The organism is Amycolatopsis cihanbeyliensis, assembly GCF_006715045.1.
Taxonomy (GTDB): Bacteria; Actinomycetota; Actinomycetes; order Mycobacteriales; family Pseudonocardiaceae; genus Amycolatopsis; species Amycolatopsis cihanbeyliensis.
The window spans coordinates 4074789-4093286 of the sequence record NZ_VFML01000001.1; the positions used below are offsets into that span (position 1 = coordinate 4074789).

Below are 18498 nucleotides of genomic sequence, written 5' to 3' on the forward strand. Positions count from 1 at the left end.
GAACCGGGGCATCTGTCGGATGACTGGCCCCGTCGACCCCAGTCATCCGACAGATGCCGCCCCCGGGTGCGGGTTCGTAGCGTCGGGTTCGATCGAACGAACAACGAAGGAGCACCTCATGGACCGCCTGCACCTTGGCGTCATCGTCGGCAGCACCCGCGCGGGCCGGTTCGCGCCGGTCGTCGCGAACTGGTTCGCCGACCAGGCCGCGCTGCGCGCGGACCTGACCGTGGACGTGATCGACCTGGCCGAGGCCGGGTTGCCCGACCGGCTGGGGGATTTCGGGGACGACTCCGCGCCCCGTGAGGTCGGGGTGCTCACCCCGCGACTGGCCGACGCCGACGGCTTCGTGGTGGTGACCCCGGAGTACAACCGCAGCTTCCCTGCCCCGCTGAAGACCGCGATCGACTGGTACGGCGCCGAGTGGCAGGCCAAGCCGGTGGGTTTCGTCTCCTACGGCGGCATTTCCGGCGGGTTGCGCGCGGTGGAGCAGCTGCGCCTGGTGTTTGCCGAGCTGCATGCCACCACCATCCGGGACACGGTCAGCTTCGCCAACTACTGGGATCAGTTCGGCACGGACGGCAACCCGGCCGGGCCGCAGGCTGGCCGGGCGGCCGGGCTGTTGCTGGACCGGATCACCTGGTGGGCCCGCGCACTCAAGGAGGCAAGGGACAAGCATCCCTACGCGAACGCAGCCGCGTGAACAGTAGGGTCGGTCCATGCTCCTTGGCCGGGCCGACGAGGTGGCCACGATCGACGCACTGCTGGCCGCGGCACGGACCGGGCGCAGCGGGACGTTGATCGTGCGCGGGGAGGCCGGGATCGGCAAGACCGCCCTGCTGGACCACGCCGCGCGGGCCGCGACCGGGTTCCGGGTGCTGCGCGGCACCGGCATCGAGTCGGAGACCGAACTCCCTTTCGCCGGGCTGCACCTGCTGTTCACCGGGGCGCTGGAGCAGCTCGACCGGCTGCCCCCGGTGCAGGCCCGCGCGTTGCGGGCGGCGCTGGGGCTCGGCGAACCGGCAGCGGGCGACCGTTTCCTTGTCGGCCTCGCGGTGCTCACCCTGCTGTCCGAGCTCGCAGGGGACGGTCCGCTGCTCTGCCTGGTGGACGACGCCCACTGGCTGGACCCCGGTTCCGCGGAGGCGTTGCTGTTCGCCGCGCGCAGGCTGGAGGCCGAGGGCGTGGTGGTGATCCTGGCCGCGCAGGAGGAGGACTTTCCCGCGCCCGGCCTGCCCGAGCTGCGGCTCGACGGGCTGGACGAGACGGCGGCGGGGGAGCTGCTCGACCAGCACGCGTCCGACCTGCCGCACCATCTCCGGGACCGGATCCGCAGGGAGGCCCGTGGCAACCTGCTGGCGCTGCGCGAGCTGCCGCAGGTGTGGCGGGACGGCCGGTCGGTCCGGCTGGATCAGGCCTTCGTCGATCAGATCGCCGAGCTGCCGGAACGGACAAGGACGCTGCTGCTGGTGGCCGCGGCCGACGACTCCGGGGACCAGCAGGTGGTGCTCGCCGCGGGTGGTCGGCTGGGCTGCTCGGCCCGCGACCTGGAACCCGCGGAGCGGCGGCGGCTGCTGCGCCCCGCGGACGGTGGGCCGGAGTTCCGGCACCCGCTGATCCGGGCCGCGGCGTACCGGGCCGCGCCGCTGCACCGGCGGATCGCCGCGCACCAGGCGCTGGCGGAGACCTACGCCGAGCGGGACAACGTCTGCGCCCGTGCCTGGCATCTCGCCGCGGCCGCCGACGGGCCGGACGAGCGCGTCGCCGCCGAGCTGGAACGGGCCGCCGAACTGGACCGCGGCCTCGGCGGGTACGCCTCGGTGGCCGCGGCCTACGAGCGGGCCGCCGAGCTCAGCCCGGACACCGGCGAGCGCGGCCGCAGGCTGATCGCCGCGGCGGAGGCGGCCGCGGATGCCGGGCGGCCCGAGCGGGCCGAGGCGTCGGCACACCAGGCCGAGCTGCACCGCACCGATCCGGAGGCGCAGGGCCGGATCGCGCTGCTACGCGCCCGGCTGGCCGAGGAACGCAACCGGCCGATGGCTGCCCACCGCATCCTGCTCGAGAGTGGCGACGCCCGGATGCTGTTCTGGGCGGTGGAGTCGGCCTGGGCAGCAGGCGATCTCGCGGCCGCCGAGCTGGCCGCGGAGCGGGCGCCGGACGGCGCCCCGGCACGCGCGCTGGCCCTGGCGGCGACCGGGTTGAACCACACCCGACCCGGCGGGGTCGCCGAGGGCGTCACGGCCGTGCGGGAACTGCTCGCCGGGGGCGCCGCGGACCCGATCCGCACCGGGCTGCGCACCGCATGGTGGTACCTGCTGCTCGGCGACCACGCCCGGGCGCACGAGCTGGCCTGCACCATCGAGCGGAGCTGCCGGGAGCGCGGCGCGATCGGCCTGCTGCCGCATGCGCTGGCCCTGCTGGCCCGCACCGAGGCGCACCTCGGGCGTCGGCACGAGGCCGTTGCCTGCGGCACCGAGGGGCTGCGGATCGCGGAGGACACCGGGCAGGAGGCCGCGGTCGGCCCGCTGGCCGCGGTGCTGGCCTGGGCCGCGGCCGTGGCCGGGGACCGGGGGCGCTGCACCGGGCTGATCGCGCCGGCACGCACCCCGGAGCACGGGCACGGCGCCGTCCGGGCGCGGGCCGCGCTGCCGCTGCTCGAACTCGGGCTGGGGCGGCACGAGGCGGTGCTGGCGCTGCTGCCGGACATCCTCGCCTGCCCGAACCGGATGGACTTCCGCTCCGCCTTCCCCGATCTGATCGAGGCGGCGGCCCGGCTGGGTCGCACCGAGGCGGTCGAGGAGCCCCTGTACCGGTACACCGAGTGGGCGGAGCGGATCGGGCAACCCTGGGCCGAGGCGGTCGCCCTGCGCTGCCGCGCGCTGCTCGCGTCGGACGTCGAGGCCGAGCGGCATTACCGGGACGCGGTGGCGCTGCACCGCGAGGGCAACGGCCGCCCGTTCGAACGGGCCCGCACCGAGCTGCTGTACGGGGAGTGGCTGCGCCGGGAGCGCAGGCCGAGCGAGGCCCGCCCGCTGCTGCGCTCGGCGCTGGAGGTGTTCGAGCCGATCGGTGCCCGGCCATGGACCGACCGCGCGAGCGCCGAGCTGCGCGCGGCCGGGGAGAGCGCGGGCCCCGTGGCCGGGGACGTGCGCACCCGGCTCACCGCGCAGGAGTTGCAGGTGGTCCGGCTGGCCGCAGGCGGGTTGAGCAACCGGGACATCGGTGCCCAGCTTTTCCTCAGCCCGCGCACCGTCGGCTACCACCTCTACAAGGCCTATCCCAAGCTCGGCGTGTCCTCCCGGAACGAACTCGCCCGGCTCGAACTGGCCGCCGAGGGAAGCTAGCCTCTGCTGGGTGCACAACGAGTTCGGCGGCGACGCGGACAACGTGATCCAGGGTCGGGACATCTACGGCGGGGTGCACTTCCACCAGGTCCGTGGCCCGCGCGGCGGCCGATGCCAGGTGCCGCCCGCCCCGGAGCACTACACCGACAACGAGCGCCCGCTGGCCGAACTGGACGCCTGGCTGGCCCACGCCGAGAGCCGGGACGGGCCGAAGGTGGTCATCCTGCGCGGCCCACCGGGCTGCGGAACCACCACGCTCGCCGGCTACTGGGTGCACCAGCACGAGGCCGACTACCCGGACGGGCACTTCTTCGTCCGGCTCGGCACCGGCCCGGACGAGGCCGAACAGGAACGGCCCGCGCTGGCCGAACTGCTGCTCGCCGCCGGGCGGCACCCGGACGAGATCCCGGCCAGCCTGGAGGGCCGCGCCGCGCTGTGGCGGTCCTGGAGTACCGGGAAGCGGATCGCGCTGGTCATCGACGACGCGCTCACCGCGGGCCAGGTGCGCGCGCTGCTTCCCGGTGCGGGCGCATCGGCGGTGCTGGTCACCGAGGCCGGGCGGGTGGAGAGCCTGCGGGCGTGGGCCAGCGCGACCACGGTGGACATCGCGCCGATGGCCGACGACGCCGCGCACCTGCTGCTCGGCAGGCTGGTCGGCGCGGACCGGCTGGCCACCGACCCCGGTGCGGTCGCCGAGCTGATCGATCTGTGCGCGGGTTCCACCGTCGCGCTGTGCGTGGTCGCCTCGCTGCTGACCGAGTTCCCCGACCGGCCGGTGGCCCGGCTGGCGCGCAGGCTGGCCAGGCAGGAACGCACCCTGCAGGAGCTGTCCAGGGACGAGGACCTTTCCGTCACGGTCGTGTTCGACGCGGCCTACCGCAGGCTGTCCCCGCTGGCCCAGCGTTGCTACCAGGCACTCGGCGTGCATCCCGGCAGCGGGGACGTGAGCGCCGCTGCGGTGGCGGTGGCTCTCGGTGCGGATCAGGACGACGTCGATGACGCCCTGCACGACCTGCTGCGAGCCCGGCTGGTGCAGGAGACCGAGGATGAGCGCTACCTCATCTCCGGCCTGATCCGCAGGCACGCCATGGCCAAGGCGGAACAGGACGGCACCGCCCTGCGGCAGCACCTGCTGGCCTACTACTGGGCTCGGGCCCTGGCCGCGGACGGGTTGCTCATGCCGAACCGGGGCTGGCGTCAGCGGATCTGGCCGGAGCTGACCGTTGCCGAGGACGGCGGCGAGGAGGAGGCCAGGGCCTGGTTGGAGGCCGAGCGGATCAACCTGCGCGGGGCGGTGGACCTGGCCTACGAGCTCGGCGAGCTCAGCCGCGCCTGCCAGCTCTGTCTCGCCCTCTGGCCGCTGCACGAGCAGGGCAAGTACGCGCACGACATGGCCGCGACCAACCGGATCGGAGTGCGGGCGGCCACCGAGCTCGGCGACTGGCCGGCCGCTGCCGTGCTGGCGATGCAGCAGGGTTTCGCCTACCGGGAGCTCGGCGATCCGCAGCGGGCGGTGGAGTTGTTCGAGACCGCGCTGGGCCACGCCGAGCGGGCCGGGTCGGTCGAGGCGCAGGCCTCGGCGGTGGAGTCGCACGGCCTGGTCCGGCTGGACCAGGGCCTGCTACCCGCGGCCACCGACCTGCTGCGCCGCAACCTCGCGCTGGCCGAGCGGCTCGCGGTGCCGCGGCGGCTGGCGCTGGCCCGGCTGCACCTGGCCAAGGTGGAGCCGCCGGAGGTCGCGCTTGCGCTGCTCGAACGAGCCCGCGCCGAGCTGGCCGCCGAGCCCTACAACCTGGTCAAGGTGGACCTGTGGCGGGGAAAGAAACTGCTGGCGGCCGGCAGGCAGGCCGAGGCGGCCGAGTTGCTCGCCGGTGCGGCCGCCACGGCGAGCACCGGAAAGTGGCACGCCGAGCGCGCCCAGCTGTGCGAGGCGCTGGCCGATCTGGCGCTGGCCAGGGGCGAACCCGAGGTGGCCCGGTCGTACCTGCGGGACGCGCTGGACATCTACCGGCTCCGCGAGTTCACCCACCGCGGCCGGGCGGTCCAGGCCCGGCTGGACGAGCTCGGCTGACCCGCGCCGAGTGCTCCCGCCCTGCCACCCGCAGGCTCAGCCCGGCAGGCAGGTCCCGCAGCGGGTGGCCCGCGGCCACCCAGGCGTACAGCACCGAGCCGAACAGCGGTCCGCGCCCGGTCACCTCGGTGAGCCGCACCAGCGAGCCGTCGGCGTTCCCCACCAGCCAGTCGCGTTCGCCCGCCGGGGCGGCGGCGAGCGCGCAGCCCGGTAGCGCGGCCAGTGTTCCCGCGATCCACTCGGCCGGGTCGGCGGGATTCTCGTGCACGATCAGGTCGGCCAGGTCGAGCAGCCGGGTGTTCGGCTCCCGGGTGCCGACCACCAGGTGCGTACCGGCGGGAACGAGCGCGGGCTCGCCCAGTGCCTCGGCGGGGTACCGCTGCACGGTGGCGGACAGGCGGCCCGCGCCGTCCGGGTGCAGGTCCGCCCGGACCAGCCAGGCCGCGGGCTCCGGCGGGGTGACCTCGGGCACCGGCAGTGCCGTGGGGTCCGGGCCGTCGTCCGGTTCCGGCAGGTCCAGCAGCCGGTAGATGGACCGCCGCAACACGGACGCGGAGGCGCCGGGCAGCGCGGTGGTCCGTTCGGTGATCGGCGTGTAGCGCGCGGGGTCGTGTGCCGCGATGGCCCGCTCGATCTGGGTGAGCGGGTCGCCGTCCAGCCGGAGTGCCGTGGCGAGCAGCAGGCCGATCGGCGATGCCGGGTCCACGGCCTCCTCGGGTGCGGCGGCCAGCAGCACCGGCGTGCCCAGCGCCGCCGAGTAGAAGGTGACCGAACCGTGGTCACCGATGGTGAGGTCGGCGGCGACCAGCGCGGGCCGCCACAGCTCCTCCTGCGCCAGTACCAGCACGCCCGCACGAGCGCAGGCCTCGGTCCACAGTCGGACCTGCCACGGCGTGTGGCCGGCGTGGATGTTCGGGTGCAGGGCGAGCGCGAGCCGGTAGTCGTCGATCGGCAGCCGGGCGGCGAGCTCGCGGGCCAGCAAGGGCCTGCTGCCGTACAGCGAGGGCTCGGCCCAGGTCGAGCTCAGCACGATCAACCGCTGGCCGGGGGCGACGCCGAGGGCTTGCCGGTAGGTCTCGCGCAGCGGCCGGCTGGCCAGCATCCGGTCGAAACAGGGGTCGCCGGCCACCAGGGCCGCGTCCACCGCCTCCGGGCAGGCGGCACGTAACCGCTCGAGTTGTTCGGGGTGGGAGAGAATGATGACCGAAGGAACGAGGCGACCTTCGTGCATGAGCCACGGCCTCGAGAGCCCGAAGACCGATTTTCGATTTTCGATTTTAAGTATTTATTGTACCCCATTCCATGGGGAAAGACCATGAGTGGGGCCGCGATGCGGTGCAGGTCGCCGCCGTAGCTCGCGGCGATCGCCAGATCGGCTTCGGTCGCCACGGCCTGGTCCCACGGCAGTTCGAGGATTCCGTTGCGACTCAGGAACTCCGTGGTGCCCGCGTCGAACGCGCTGGAACCGGTGCGGGTGAACACGATCTGCACCCGCGGGTCGCGGGCCACGATCGGCAGCACATCGAACAACCGGGTGGCCGAGGTGACATTGTGTACCACGGCGAGAATCGTGCGACGGGTCGCGACGGTGCGCCATTGCCGGGATCGCGGAACAGGCACTCAGAAACGGATGTCGCCGTGAAAATCCCGTCCCTGGATCACGTTACCCTGCACGGTGCCGGACATCTGGTTGGTGACCCCGCCGTCCCGGGCCTGCTGGCTGACGTTGACCCGATCCCACTCCGCGCGCAGCGCCGAGGAGAACTCCGGGTCCGCCCGCTCGGCCGCCTCCAGCCGTTCCGCCAGCGCCTGGATGGGCGCCCGATCCGGGTCGCCTTCCGGCGCCTCGGCGGCGACCTCCAGTTCGGCGGTGGCCGCCGGATCTCCGGCGAACTGGCGCCTGACCAGGTCGTAGAGGCCGGTCGCCGCCTTGCCTGCCAGCGCGGCGGCAATGGAGATCAGGATGGGCTCAACCACCCCGTCACCGTAGCAGTGCCACCGGCGGCGAGTGTCCTGTTCCCTGGAAAAACGCGGGAACAGGACACTCGCGGCAGTAGGTCCGGGTCAGCTCACGCTGATCAGGTCGACCACGAAGACGAGGGACTCGTCCGGGCCGATGGCGTCGCCCACGCCCTCCTCGCCGTAGGCCAGGTGGGAGGGAATGATCAGTTTGCGGCGCCCGCCGACGCGCATCCCGGCGATCCCACGGTCCCAGCCCGCGATGACCTGGCCGACACCGAGCTGGAAGGCCAGCGGCTCACGGCGGTTCCAGGAAGAGTCGAACTCCTCGCCGCTGGAGAAGGTCACACCGACGTAGTGCACCTCGATGTCCTGGCCGGGCAGGGCCTCGGGGCCCTCGCCCTCGACGAGTTCCTCGACTTCCAGCTCGCCGGGTGCGATGCCCTCGGGGCGGTCGATTTCCGGCTTCTCCAACGCCATGCGGGTATTCCTCCATGCGGGGGTCGGTCGCGGTGCCCCACCGTAACCAATCACATCACGGCGTTCCGATCGGCCCCATTCCGTCGCAGCGGTGCGCCCGCGCGATGCAGATGGCCGAGGGCTTCTGCCCAGGAACGTACCAGGCCCGTCTGGTGGTAAGGGATACCGAGTTCGGCGCAGTACGCCCGGACGATCGGCTGCGCCCGGCGCAGGTGCGGGGTCGGCATATGCGGGAACAGGTGGTGCTCGATCTGGTAGTTCAGGCCGCCCATGGCGTTGTCCACGAACAGGCCGCCGCGCACGTTCCGGGAGGTCAGTACCTGCCTGCGGAGGAAGTCGAGCTTCTCGCCCGGCCCGAGCATCGGCATGCCCTTGTGCCCGGGGGCGAAGATGGATCCCATGTAGACGCCCCACAGGCCCTGGTGCACGGCGAAGAAGGCCAGCGCCTTGCCCGGCGAGAGCACCAGCAGCAGCGCGGCGAGGTATCCGCCGAAGTGGACGAACAGCAGCGTGCCCTCCAGCAGCGGCCGTTTCACCGTGCGCCGCAGCACCGACCGCACGGCGCCGTAGTGCAGGTTCAGGCCCTCGAGGGTGAGCAGCGGGAAGAACAGGAACGCTTGCCACCTCCCGATGAACCGGGCGGCGCCCCGGCTGTTCTCGGCCTGCCGGGTGGACCAGACCAGCACGTCCGGGTCGACGTCCGGGTCGTGCTCCTCGTGGTTGGGATTGGCGTGGTGCCGGGTGTGGTTGTCCATCCAGCGGCCGTAGCTCATCCCGATGCCCAGGTTGCCCACGAGCATCCCGGCGAGCTCGCTCGGCCGGCGGGTGCGGAACACCTGCCGGTGCGCGAGGTCGTGCGCGACCAGTGCGACCTGGGCGAAGATGATCGCGAACCCCGCCGCGAGCGCGAGCTGCCACCAGGAGTCACCGAGCGCGAGGAAGGCGGCGATGCCAGCCCCGTACAGGGCGGCGATGAGCCCGGTCCGGAGCAGGTAGTAGCCCGGCCGCCTGCCGAGCAGGCCCGCACCGGCGACCCGCCGCGACAACTCCGCGTAGTCGCTTCCCGCCCTCGCCGGTCGTCCCATGTCGTTGATCGTCATGGCAGCCATTGTGTTGAACCGGGTTCTCGCTGGGAATCATGCCGGCACCCTGGTGCGTGCGGGGGCTGGCCCCACCGCCTCGCCGGGTAGTCCGGTCCAGCGAGAAAACGCGAATAGTCTTCACAAATTGCGGTACTCGCCGGTAGTGTGCGGCTGGTCACACCCTGCGAGAGGAGCGGCGGTATGCGCGCGCGGCTTGGAGTACTCCTCGGGACCATCGCACTGGCCACCGGCCTGCTGGCGCCACCGGCCGCGCCCGCCGCCCCGCAGCGGCCACCGGTCGAGGACTTCTGCGGCGACCAGTGCTCGGATATCCTGCCGCCGGGGCAGAACGGCAACGCCACCCTCGCCGACATCCTGCTGCACCAGGTGTTCGGCAGCCGGCCCGCGCATGCCGACGACCAGCTCGGGCCGTACGCCGCGCTTGCCGACGGCTACCCGGGGCTGACCACCGAGACCATCAACGAGTTCTTCAACGACGCCTCCTTCGGGGTGCCCGACGATCAGGTGGTCAGCACCATCCGGCCGCGTTCCGACGTCACGATCGTCCGGGACAAGGCCACCGGCGTGCCGCATATCCACGGAACCACCCGCTCGGGCACCGAGTTCGGTGCCGGCTACGCGGCCGCGCAGGACCGGCTGTGGCTGATGGACATCATGCGCAGGGTCGGCCGGGGTGAGCTGACACCGTTCGCCGGCGGCGCCGAGGGTAACCGCGCGCTGGAACAGCAGTTCTTCGCCGCCTCCCCGTACACCGAGGCCGAGCTGCGGCAGCAGATCGACCAGGTCGCCGAGTCCGGACCGCTCGGCAGGCGTGGCCTCGCCGACGCGAAATCCTATGTGGACGGAATCAACGCCTACATCGAGGACGCGCACGGTGGCAGGTACTTCCCCGGCGAGTACGTGCTGACCGGGCACGTGGACGCGATCACCAACGCCGGGGAGATCGCGCCGTTCCGGCTGACCGACCTGGTGGTGCTCGCCTCGGTGGTGGGCGCCCAGTTCGGTGGCGGTGGCGGCGGCGAGGTGCGGGCCGCGATCGCCAAGCTGGCGATCCAGGAACGGTACGGGCTCGCCGAGGGGGAGCGGGTCTGGCGCGGCCTGCGCGCCGAGGACGACCCGGAAACGGTGCGCACCCTGCACGAGGGCCAGAGCTTCCCGTACGGCAAGGCCCCGGAGCACCCTCGGGGCGTCGCCATGCCCGAGCCGGGTTCGGTGACGCCGCAGCAACTCGTGTTCGACCGCACCGGTTCCGCCGGCTCGCAGCAGAACGTCGCGGTGCGGCCGGTGGACACGCACGGCATGTCCAACGCGCTGGTGGTGTCCGGGGAGCAGACCGAGAGCGGCAACCCGGTGGCGGTGTTCGGCCCGCAGACCGGGTACTTCGCGCCGCAACTGCTGATGTTGCAGGAACTGCAGGGGCCCGGGATCAGCGCCCGCGGAGCGTCCTTCGCCGGGCTGAGCTTCTACGTGCTGCTCGGTCGCGGGCAGGACTACGCCTGGAGCGCGACCACCTCGGCGCAGGACATCACCGACACCTACGCGGTGGAACTGTGCGAACCGGACGGTTCCGCGCCCACCAGGGAGTCGAACTTCTACACCTTCCGCGGCGAGTGCCTGCCGATGGAGGTGGTGGAGCGGAAGAACGCATGGGAGCCGACCGTGGCGGACTCGACCCCGGCCGGGTCGTACACCCTGCGCGCCTTCCGGACCGAGTACGGGCCGGTGACTCACCGCGCGATGGTGGACGGCAGGCCGGTGGCCTACGCGGCGTTGCGTTCCACCTACTTCCACGAGGTGGAGTCCCTGCTCGGGTTCCAGCAGTTCAACGACCCCGGCGCGATCCGCTCCGCCGAGGACTTCCAGCGCGCGGCCGACCTGGTGAACTACACCTTCAACTGGTTCTATGTGGACGCGGAGGACACCGCGTACTACAACTCGGGCGCCAACCCGCAACGTAACTCTACAGTGGACCCCAGTCTACCGGTCCTCGGCAACGCGGGGTTCGACTGGCAGGGCTGGAATCCGGACGGCAACACCGCCGAGTACACCCCCTTCGCCGAGCACCCGAACTCGATCAACCAGGACTACTACATAAGCTGGAACAACGCGCAGGCCAAGGACTACGCCGCCGCGGGCTACGGCAAGTCCTCGGTGCACCGCGGTGACCTGCTGGACACCAGGGTCCGCGCGCTTGTCACCGGCGGGGCGGGTGTCACCAGGGCGAACCTCACCCAGGCGATGGCCGAGGCCGGGCTGGCCGACCTGCGCGCGGAGCGGGTGCTGCCGGTGCTGCTACGCGTGCTGGACACCGCTCCGGTGCGGGATCCCGCCGCCGCGGCGGCGATCGAGAAGCTGCGTGCCTGGCTGGCCGATGGCGGGCTGCGGGCGGAGACCGAACCGGGCGGCCGGGCCTACCGGCACGCCGAGGCGATCAAGATCATGGACGCCTGGTGGCCGCTGCTGGTGCGGGCGCAGTTCGAACCGGCGATGGGTCCCGCGGCCTTCACGGCGATGACCAGGGTGCTGCAGATCAACGAGTCGCCGTCCGGGTTCCAGAACGCCGAGCCCGGCCAGCGGGTCGGTCAGCCGCACCAGGGCTCCGCCTACCAGCGCGGCTGGTGGGGGTACGTGCACAAGGACCTGCGCTCGCTGCTCGGCGAGCGGGTGCGTGGCCCGCTCGGTGACCGGTTCTGCGGCGGTGGGGATCTCGCCCGCTGCCACCAGGCGCTGGTGGACACGGTGACGCGGGCGGCGGCGCAGCCGATCGCGGAGGTCTACCCGGGGGACAGTACATGCGACGCCGGGGACCAGTGGTGCGCCGACTCGATCGTGCACCGCGCGCTCGGCGGCATCACCCAGGACCCGATCAGCACCCAGAACCGGCCCACGTTCCAGCAGGTCGTGGAGTTCCCCCGGAAACGCTGACCAGCGCTTGTTCCTCAACGCGTGACACGATCGGCTCGGCCGGGCTCGGACTCCGCGACGAGCGTCATGGTCACAGGTGGGTTGCCCAGCCACCCCGCTCGTGGGCTCCGCCACGCGCGTTCTCCACTCATCTCGGGCAGCTGACTCCAGTTCGGGAACAGGCTCAGGGGGCGTGGCAGGCTGGGCGGATGAGCACCGCCGACTGGTCACCCCGTACCCGGGCGATCACCGCGGGCCGCCCGGCAGGCCCGGACGCCCCGATGAACGTGCCGATCGCGCCGGCCAGCGCGCTGGGACTCGGCTACGCCCGGGAGCACGGCACCGAGACCTGGGCGGCCTTCGAGGACGCGATCGGTCAGCTCGAGGGCGGCACGGCCGTGGCCTACGCCTCCGGGATGGCCGCGATCTCCGCGGTGTTCGACCTGTTGCCAGCCGGGGCCGAGGTGGCCGTACCCGGTTACAGCTACGTGGGTACCCGCGACCTGCTCGACTACGCCGAACGTACCGGCCGGCTGCGCGGCAGGCGGATCGGACCGACCGACACCGCGGGCTGGGTCGCGGCGGCCGCCGAGGCCGACCTGCTGCTGCTGGAGTCGCCGACCAATCCCACGCTGGACCCGATGGACATCGCGGCCGTGGCCGAGGCGGCACGGGCGCATGGCGCGCGGGTGGTCGTGGACAACACCTTCGCCACCCCGCTCGGCCGGCAGCCGCTCGCGCTGGGCGCCGACCTGGTGCTGCACAGCGCGACCAAACTGATCGGCGGGCACAGCGACCTGCTGCTGGGGCTCGTGGTGAGCGGGGACGAGGAGCTCGCCGGCGCGCTGCGGGAGGCGCGGACCAGGGCCGGCGCGACCCCGGGTGTGCTGGAGACCTGGCTGGCCCTGCGCGGCTTGCGTACCCTGCCGGTGCGGCTGGCCGCGGCCTCCGAGACGGCCGCGCTGCTGGCCGAGCGGCTGGCCGCGCATCCGGCCGTGTGGAACGTGCGCCACCCGCCCGGCACCATGATCGCCTTCGAACTGGCGGACGCCGCGGCCGCGGACGCCTGCTGCGCGGCGCTGTCCCTGATCCAGCACGCCACCAGTCTCGGCGGGGTGGACAGCAGCATGGAACGGCGCGCGGCGCGGCCCGCGGATAGTCACGTCCCTGCCGGGATGCTCCGGTTCAGCGTCGGACTCGAAGATCCCGAGGACCTCTGGCGGGACCTCGAGTCCGCGCTGGACGAAGTGGACGGTGCGCGGAACACGGGAAGTGTTGCCCGATCGTGATCGTCGCTCGGGCACGGGCGTCGCTCGTGGCTGGACGGAACACAGTGGACGATCGGCGATCCGCCCGGCGCCGTGCGCCGAGTCACGGGCTCCCTCGACAAGGGACGATTGCGTTCCGCGTCCGCCGATCTGACGCTTCGCGACTGTTTAAACAGTGAATTACTAGTCCTTTTGGGCTAGAGCGAGTGCAACTGGGGTGTGTTGGGGTGCCGATTACCGCCCTGTGTAGGCTCCAACCTCGCTGGCCCGGGTGACCTTCACCCAGAACGGTGGCTCTTTCTCTACCTAGGTCTCTGCGGGTAGCAGCACCGCGCGGCTCTTGGGATCGCAGTACGGCACTCGAAAAGGAGACCCATGCCAAGAACGTCAACGATCGTGCGTGCCGGTGCCGCCCTCGCCGGCGCTTCGATCGCCATGATGCTGGCGGCACCCGCCGCCGGCGCGACCGAGGAGGCCCGGGGACGCGTCGACCGTGACGCGGACCAGAAGGGCTACGAGATCAACCTGGCCGGTCACGACAGGTCGTTGCATACCGCGAACTACAAGATCGACCTGCGGGGCGGTGAGTCCCTGCGGGTGTACTGCGTCGAGATCGGCACCTCGATCAAGGAAGACCAGGACATGGTCGAGCGTCCGTGGAACGACTTCCCCGACTCGGAAACGGACTTCCACGCCAACCGCGACAAGATCAACTGGGTGCTGCACCACGGCTACCCGTTCAAGGACCTCGAGACGATCGAGCAGGACCTCGAGGGAACCGCCGAGTTCAACGACGGCCTGAGCAAGCGTGAGGCCATCACGGCCACCCAGGCCGCGGTCTGGCACTACAGTGACGGCGTCGACCTCGACAAGGAGAGCCCGCTGGCCGGGGCACCCGATCCGGTGGCCGCGGACGTGCTGGCGCTGTACGGCTACCTGACGAACAAGAACAACAACACGGGCATCAGCGAGCCGGATCCGGCACTGGAGCTCACCCCGGCCGACGCCACCGGCAAGGCAGGCGAGCGGATCGGGCCGTTCACCGTTTCCACCAGCGGCGAGATCCAGAAGCTCGTTGCTGACGGGCTGCCGGAGGGTGCGACCCTCACCGACGCGGACGGCAAGGAACTGACCGCCGCCGACATCACCGACGGCACCGAGATTTTCGTGCACGTGCCGGAGGACGCCGAGGAGGGCAAGGGCAGCTTCGGCCTGAAGGCCAGCGCCGCGGTGAACACCGGCCGCCTGTTCGTCGGCGAGAACTACGACAAGGTGAAGGCGCAGTCGCTGATCGTCGCGACCTCGGACAAGCTCAAGCTGTCCGACGAGGCGATGGTGCGCTGGTCCGCCGCGGGCGAGACCCCGCCGACCACGGAGACCAGCACGACCACCGCGCCGAGCACGACCACGGAGGCAGCGCCCTCCACCACCGAGACCCCGGTGGCCCCGCAGTCCAACGAGGGCCCGCTGGCACAGACCGGTTTCTCCGCGATGACCCCGCTGGTGATCGGCCTCGTGCTGCTCGGTGGCGGCGCCGTGACGCTGCTCATCCTGCGCCGTCGCAAGGGAACGGCCAGCTCCTAACCGACCCCGGACTCCGGGTACGGGAAGGCTGAGGGGGATGCGGCGCCGGGTACTACCCAGCGCCGCATCCCCGCGTCACAGGCCGCGTAACCCCAGTTGACCAGTCGTTGCTGCATCGGATCCGGCATGCGGTGCAGCCGGGTCGGCACCTCCGCCAGCCGCAGCGTCCGCCGCGCGGGAGCCGGCAAGGTGTCGTCCAGCCCGAACTCGCCGATATCGGTGTAGGTCCCCCAGTACGCCCCGCCGAACTCGCCGTCCCGGTAGGACTCGCGGAGCTGGCCGGTGCGCAGGCTGCGCACCTGATTGTCCACGACGTCCATGGCGCGCAGCAGGTGCCGCGGCCAGTCGGCCGGAACCTTGACCAGCTCCTCCATCCGCATCCCACCGTCGCTGACCAGCACCGTGGCGCATCGCTCGGTGACCGGCTCCAGGCCGAGGTTGTCGTAGACCCCGCCGTCGGAGAGCACCACCTTGCGCGGGCGCTCGCTGTCGCCGTCGCCGGGGATGTCCCATTCCCGTACCCGCAGGCGCGCGGGGGAGAGGAACGGCGGGAAGGCCGAGGAGGCGGCGACCGCGTTGGCAAGGGGGATCGCCGGTTCCAGTACCCCGCCCACCTTCGTGTCACCCATCCGTTCCCTTGAGAACCGCCACAGCGCGCCGTTCTGCAGGTTCGTCGCGGTGAACACGAACCGCGGCGTTGCCGGAAGGTCACGCAGCAGCCGGTCGCCGTACAGCCTGCGGCGCAACGAGGTCGCCACCTCCTCGCCGACGCTGCGACCCGGCTTGAGCAGGCCGCGCAGCGTGGCCCAGACATCCACGTTCACCCGCGCCAGTGCGCGCAGCGGCCGCACCACGAGTTCGGTGAGGTTCCCGGCGACCCCCCGGTCGAACTCCAGCTCGGGCCAGGCATGCGCGAGCGTTCCGGCGGCGATGGCACCGCTGGACACGCTGGAGATCAGCGACAGCCTCGGCAGGTAGCCGAGCTCGTTCAGCCGCCACAGCACCCCGGTGTGGAACAGCATGGCGCGGTAGCCGCCGCCGGAGAGGCACAGACCGATCCCGTCGCGCTGCATGAGCCCAGATTAGTGGCTTCTCGTCACCGTTCGATCACTACATGTAGGGCTCACTGAAAGCCCAATGGCGGCCTGTGCCGCATGCCGACCATCAGGGCGACCGGTGCCGCCCAGCCTTGCCGCCGGGCAGCTTGAGGATGGTCCGGACGTTCGGTGGCGGGTCCGCCTTGTCGGTGACCACAGAATGCAGGATGCCGTTGTAGATCAGGTCCCACATGGCCTGGTTCTTCTGTACGTCGTTGAGGGCGACCTGGACGTTCTGTCCAGACGCGTTACGCATGCGCAGCATAGTCTTGGCCCCGGCCGCGCCGATCTTGATCTCGGTCAGCTCGTAGAGGTCCACCCACGCGGTCCGGTGCTGGAACCAGGTAGCCCCTGCGGCCAGCCAGTCCTTGGAAGCCTGCCGGTAGACGATTCCGGCGAAGAACAGCATCAAGGGCAGGGTCAGGTACCAGGTTCGTACGAGCCAGCTCACATCCCAGTTGATGAGCGAGAGCAGGACCACTGCCAGGCCGATCAACATGGCCGCCAACTGTAAAGAGTAGCCCAAAGTGTGCTGACGCCATTCCAGTACCGGTCCCTGGTTCGCCGGTATGGGTGGATGTTTGCGGGGCCGCCGATCGGTAGGGGTCGATTCGTCTCCGCCGAAGCTGCGTGGCGCGGTGGGCGGTCGTGGCTCGCCAGTATCCGGATCGGGTTGCGGAGGAAGCCATGGCTGTGCCGCTGGTGTCTCGGTCATGGTCAGAACAGGTTCCCAGCCCAGCGGCCGAACTCGCCTGCCCGGTCGCCGACCCAACCCGCGGCGTCGCCCGCTGCCTCACCGACGTCCTCGGCCTTGCGTCCGATCCAGGCCATGGCATTCGGGTCGACTTGATCCGCCGCGTGGTCGATCGACCATTCGTTGATCTCCGGCCAGTGGTTCACGACCTCGCCGACACCGAAGGCGACGGCGGCGCCGACCCCGACGGCGACGAGTGTGGCTGGTCCGCCGGCGAGGCTGAGCGATGCCGCAGTGGCAAGCGCGGCTTCGGTGGCGAGCGAGCCGACAACCGCTCCGCCGAGATTGGCGCCCGCTGACTTCGCCCACTCATCGGCGTCCTTGCCCCAGCTTTCGATCGCCGTCTGGCCCCCGGCCAGCACGATACCGACAACGGGAACCTTGGAGCCGAGCTTCGCCAAGGCTCCCGAGCTGTCATCGACGGAGTTGACCAGGTTTCGCGCCAACAGGTCGCCGAGCTTGGTGTCCTTGACACCGACGGCGAGGTTGGTGTTGGCGCGGGCCACTCTCGCGGCGTCATCGGCCGAGTTCTCGAAGACGCCCGCCGCGCGGGTGGCGGCGGCCCGGTGCCAGGGGTCGTCGACCTCGGAGAGGATCTTGGCGTAGGTGGCGGCCTGGGCATAGCGGGTCTGGGCGGTCAGGTTCCACTTGCCCGCCTGCTGGATGGCGGAGCCGACCGTGCCGGTGGCAGCTCCGGCGAGCTGCCACCACTTCTGCTTGCTGGCGTCGTTCAGCACGGTCTGCCAGGTGCTCATCCTCTGACCGAGGGTGTCGTGGGCGGCCTTCTCGATCCCGCGGGCCTCGCTGGCGATGGTCTGCGCCTCCCGGTAGGCGGCCAGCTTGCGCTGGTAGTCGGCCTGCGCCGCGGCCGCGTCCGGGTGGTCCGCGGTCAGCATGCCGGGAACCGGCGGCCCGGTGAAGTCGGCGGGGTAGACGGCGTTATGTGGTTCCTCGATGACATCCCCGTTGACGGTCAGGCCCGCGCCGGTGGCGATGCCTCGCGCGTGCTCGAGCCTGGCCCGGACGGTGGCGATGTCGTCGGCGAAGTCACCCAGGGCGCGGCCGGCGTCCCCGGTGCTCGCGGCGATGTCGTCGGCGCCCTTGCCCGCCGAGGCCATGTTGCCCCGGAACGCCTCGCTGGCCGTGCCGGTCCACATCGCCTCGGACTCCCCGCGGGCCCGGTGGAAGTTCGTCGCCACGGCCTCGACGCCGGTGTCCAGCGCGGCCAGCTTCGTCGCAGTCTCCCGGCAGGATGCCTCCTGCGCCGCCACTCGCAGGTCGACGCCCATGTCAGCCGATCTCCCTGCACGGTACCGCCAGCTCGGCACCGGCGGCCTGGTCGGCGGCGTCGTAGGAGTTCTGCGCAGCCTGGGCGTCGTCGGCCGAGTCGGCCGCGGCCATGGTCACCTTGCCGACCACCCCGCTGAGCACGACCAGGGCGCTGGCGACGATGCCGGTGGAGTCGCCCGCGTTCGGGATCGTCGGCGCGTCGGTGGCCAGGTCCGACAGGTTCCGTGCACCCTCGGCCAGCGGTCTTGCGAGCCGGTTCAGGTCGTCGACCTGGAATCCCTCAGCCATGCCGCATGTCCTCGGTCAGCTCGACGTTCAGCGCCAGGAAATCGAACGCACCGGTGTCGTAGAGCCGTTCCAGCTTGTGCGCGGGTACGGCGATCCATGGCTGGCTCGCGCCACAGCCGGCCACCAGGAGTTCTTGTGAGCTGTAGGCGACCAGTGCGGTTCGGCCGTCCTCGGTCCGGCGTAGCTCCAGGCTGGCCGCCGGGTCGCCGGCCTCGACCCGCTGCGTGGGCAGGTAGACGAGCTCAGGCGTCTCCCCCTCGTGCATGGCACATTCCCCTCCGTGACACTGCCGCTCCCCATCGGCAGTGTAGGAGGTGAACGAACTACCGGTACCGCCCTTCGAGTGACGGAACGTG

The 18498-nt window shown here is 71.5% G+C and carries 15 protein-coding genes; 6 read left to right on the forward strand and 9 right to left on the reverse strand.

Features of this window, described 5'->3' with window-relative positions; genetic code table 11:
* Nucleotides 1-118: 118 nt before the first annotated feature.
* The 3 genes from FB471_RS18500 to FB471_RS18510 are packed head-to-tail and all read left to right on the forward strand — an operon-like array spanning nt 119 to nt 5415.
* Complete coding sequence (locus FB471_RS18500) at nt 119-703, forward strand: NADPH-dependent FMN reductase (protein ID WP_141999701.1); 585 nt, start codon at nt 119-121, stop codon at nt 701-703.
* A 16-nt stretch (nt 704-719) separates the two neighbouring features.
* Nucleotides 720-3344 carry an ATP-binding protein gene (locus tag FB471_RS35515; RefSeq protein WP_141999702.1) on the forward strand — a complete coding sequence of 875 codons (2625 nt, stop codon included), beginning with the start codon at nt 720-722 and terminating at the stop codon, nt 3342-3344.
* A 10-nt stretch (nt 3345-3354) separates the two neighbouring features.
* The gene (locus FB471_RS18510; protein ID WP_170220851.1) at nt 3355-5415 is read left to right on the forward strand and encodes an NB-ARC domain-containing protein; all 2061 of its coding nucleotides are present in this window, start codon (nt 3355-3357) and stop codon (nt 5413-5415) included.
* Here FB471_RS18510 and FB471_RS18515 read toward each other — a convergent pair.
* The 4 genes from FB471_RS18515 to FB471_RS18530 all read right to left on the reverse strand — a co-directional run bounded on the left by FB471_RS18515 (nt 5366) and on the right by FB471_RS18530 (nt 8954).
* Complete coding sequence (locus FB471_RS18515; RefSeq protein ID WP_141999704.1) at nt 5366-6646, reverse strand: hypothetical protein; 1281 nt, start codon at nt 6644-6646, stop codon at nt 5366-5368. The two genes, FB471_RS18510 and FB471_RS18515, sit on opposite strands and share 50 nt — an antisense overlap.
* 389 nt (nt 6647-7035) lie before the next feature.
* Complete coding sequence (locus FB471_RS18520; protein WP_141999705.1) at nt 7036-7392, reverse strand: hypothetical protein; 357 nt, start codon at nt 7390-7392, stop codon at nt 7036-7038.
* A gap of 87 nt (nt 7393-7479) precedes the next feature.
* Nucleotides 7480-7854 (reverse strand): FKBP-type peptidyl-prolyl cis-trans isomerase, encoded by a 375-nt coding sequence (locus FB471_RS18525; protein WP_141999706.1) that lies wholly within the window; start codon nt 7852-7854, stop codon nt 7480-7482.
* A gap of 50 nt (nt 7855-7904) precedes the next feature.
* A complete protein-coding gene (locus tag FB471_RS18530) occupies nt 7905-8954 on the reverse strand; it encodes a fatty acid desaturase family protein (protein WP_141999707.1) in 1050 nt (349 codons plus the stop codon).
* A gap of 183 nt (nt 8955-9137) precedes the next feature.
* Between FB471_RS18530 and FB471_RS18535 the strand changes: the two genes are divergently transcribed.
* The 3 genes from FB471_RS18535 (at nt 9138) to FB471_RS18545 (ending at nt 14713) form a co-directional block, all read left to right on the forward strand.
* Nucleotides 9138-11882, forward strand: a complete 2745-nt coding sequence (locus FB471_RS18535) for a penicillin acylase family protein (RefSeq protein ID WP_141999708.1) — start codon at nt 9138-9140, stop codon at nt 11880-11882.
* A gap of 188 nt (nt 11883-12070) precedes the next feature.
* On the forward strand, nt 12071-13150 hold the full coding sequence (locus FB471_RS18540; RefSeq protein WP_141999709.1) for a trans-sulfuration enzyme family protein: 1080 nt from the start codon (nt 12071-12073) through the stop codon (nt 13148-13150).
* Between the two features lie 354 nt (nt 13151-13504).
* Nucleotides 13505-14713: a thioester domain-containing protein gene (locus tag FB471_RS18545; RefSeq protein ID WP_170220852.1), complete on the forward strand. Its 1209-nt coding sequence runs from the start codon at nt 13505-13507 to the stop codon at nt 14711-14713.
* On the opposite strand, the gene FB471_RS18550 is transcribed toward FB471_RS18545, so the two are convergent.
* From FB471_RS18550 to FB471_RS18570, 5 genes are all read right to left on the reverse strand, one after another.
* Nucleotides 14710-15786 (reverse strand): patatin-like phospholipase family protein, encoded by a 1077-nt coding sequence (locus tag FB471_RS18550; protein ID WP_141999710.1) that lies wholly within the window; start codon nt 15784-15786, stop codon nt 14710-14712. The genes FB471_RS18545 and FB471_RS18550 overlap by 4 nt on opposite strands.
* A 91-nt stretch (nt 15787-15877) precedes the next feature.
* A complete protein-coding gene (locus FB471_RS18555; RefSeq protein ID WP_141999711.1) occupies nt 15878-16309 on the reverse strand; it encodes a hypothetical protein in 432 nt (143 codons plus the stop codon).
* Nucleotides 16310-16527: 218 nt separating this feature from the next.
* Nucleotides 16528-17853 carry a hypothetical protein gene (locus tag FB471_RS18560; protein ID WP_141999712.1) on the reverse strand — a complete coding sequence of 442 codons (1326 nt, stop codon included), beginning with the start codon at nt 17851-17853 and terminating at the stop codon, nt 16528-16530.
* A gap of 1 nt (nt 17854) precedes the next feature.
* Nucleotides 17855-18142, reverse strand: a complete 288-nt coding sequence (locus FB471_RS18565; protein WP_141999713.1) for a hypothetical protein — start codon at nt 18140-18142, stop codon at nt 17855-17857.
* The gene (locus FB471_RS18570) at nt 18135-18407 is read right to left on the reverse strand and encodes an SAV_915 family protein (protein ID WP_141999714.1); all 273 of its coding nucleotides are present in this window, start codon (nt 18405-18407) and stop codon (nt 18135-18137) included. Before FB471_RS18570 ends, FB471_RS18565 begins: the two co-directional genes overlap by 8 nt.
* Nucleotides 18408-18498 lie beyond the last annotated feature (91 nt).

What these genes read in the sequence shown, in the direction of transcription:
- FB471_RS18545 (WP_170220852.1), top strand. Translation starts at nt 13,505, where the DNA reads ATGCCAAGAACGTCAACGATCGTGCGTGCCGGTGCCGCCCTCGCCGGC.
- FB471_RS18530 (WP_141999707.1), bottom strand. Translation starts at nt 8,954, where the DNA reads ATGACGATCAACGACATGGGACGACCGGCGAGGGCGGGAAGCGACTAC.
- FB471_RS18550 (WP_141999710.1), bottom strand. Translation starts at nt 15,786, where the DNA reads ATGCAGCGCGACGGGATCGGTCTGTGCCTCTCCGGCGGCGGCTACCGC.
- FB471_RS18535 (WP_141999708.1), top strand. Translation starts at nt 9,138, where the DNA reads ATGCGCGCGCGGCTTGGAGTACTCCTCGGGACCATCGCACTGGCCACC.
- FB471_RS18555 (WP_141999711.1), bottom strand. Translation starts at nt 16,309, where the DNA reads ATGTTGATCGGCCTGGCAGTGGTCCTGCTCTCGCTCATCAACTGGGAT.
- FB471_RS18500 (WP_141999701.1), top strand. Translation starts at nt 119, where the DNA reads ATGGACCGCCTGCACCTTGGCGTCATCGTCGGCAGCACCCGCGCGGGC.
- FB471_RS18540 (WP_141999709.1), top strand. Translation starts at nt 12,071, where the DNA reads ATGAGCACCGCCGACTGGTCACCCCGTACCCGGGCGATCACCGCGGGC.
- FB471_RS18560 (WP_141999712.1), bottom strand. Translation starts at nt 17,853, where the DNA reads ATGGGCGTCGACCTGCGAGTGGCGGCGCAGGAGGCATCCTGCCGGGAG.
- FB471_RS18570 (WP_141999714.1), bottom strand. Translation starts at nt 18,407, where the DNA reads ATGCACGAGGGGGAGACGCCTGAGCTCGTCTACCTGCCCACGCAGCGG.
- FB471_RS18525 (WP_141999706.1), bottom strand. Translation starts at nt 7,854, where the DNA reads ATGGCGTTGGAGAAGCCGGAAATCGACCGCCCCGAGGGCATCGCACCC.
- FB471_RS18515 (WP_141999704.1), bottom strand. Translation starts at nt 6,646, where the DNA reads ATGCACGAAGGTCGCCTCGTTCCTTCGGTCATCATTCTCTCCCACCCC.
- FB471_RS35515 (WP_141999702.1), top strand. Translation starts at nt 720, where the DNA reads ATGCTCCTTGGCCGGGCCGACGAGGTGGCCACGATCGACGCACTGCTG.
- FB471_RS18565 (WP_141999713.1), bottom strand. Translation starts at nt 18,142, where the DNA reads ATGGCTGAGGGATTCCAGGTCGACGACCTGAACCGGCTCGCAAGACCG.